The sequence below is a fragment of the Thiocystis violacea genome, from assembly GCF_016583575.1.
Lineage (GTDB): Bacteria > Pseudomonadota > Gammaproteobacteria > Chromatiales > Chromatiaceae > Thiocystis > Thiocystis violacea.
The window spans coordinates 1-778 of sequence record NZ_NRRG01000160.1; the positions used below are offsets into that span (position 1 = coordinate 1).

Here is a 778-nt window from a genome sequence, read left to right on the forward strand (position 1 = left end):
CGTGATGATGAAACGTCGCAACTTGTCACCTGCCGGGTGAGCCCTAGAATGGGCGTATTTTACCTCCATCCTCTTGTTATGTAACGGGAATTCTTGGAAGACGGTTCATTCAGTTCACGGAACCAGGTATCAACCAGTAATTTGCCATTTCTTGAGCGTCGTTAAGCTTTTCTTTCATTTCGGCGAAGTTGCTTTTTATTTCTTTTGCAGCCCCTATATCTTCCATTTTTAAACCTGTTTTCTCAAAAAATTCTAGATGCAATTTATCTAGATTTTCCTGTCTAATTTGAAGAGCTTTTTCATTTTTCACCAGATGATCCTCCGTGTTTTGCAGCCTTGTTTCTTTTTCAGAAAGCGCTTTCCTTATTTCCTCTACCGCAGCGCCTCCGGGCTGGGATGCGTTTATTCTTGAAACCTCCACATTAAGATCCTTGATTTCGTTAATATATTTTGCATTACTCGCTCGCATCTGTTCAATTTCTATTTTGTATTCGATGATTTGTTTTTCCAGTAAATCTTCTCTTGGGTTAGCGCCAAGAAAAAGGTATGCAATAATGCAAATTACAATTATTGTAATAGAAATTATTGCGGATATGTACACTTTATTATTCATGGTAACCTTCACCTGAATCCGTGATCTGAATGACGCGGCAACGTCCTCTTGGCAAATAGCGATGCCGGAATTCATTTCAGCGACGCGAATAGCGCCCGGGCGGGGACGAATCGGTCCACGGAAGGGCGGTTGGGCGAGAAGCTGCGGGCGACAGACAAAAGGATA

1 protein-coding gene is annotated in these 778 nt (G+C 42.3%); it reads right to left on the reverse strand.

Annotated elements, in window-relative coordinates:
- Positions 1 to 109 precede the first annotated feature (109 nt).
- Positions 110 to 778 (reverse strand): coiled-coil domain-containing protein (locus tag CKO27_RS23965; protein ID WP_200377413.1); only part of this gene is annotated, 669 nt, incomplete at its 5' end.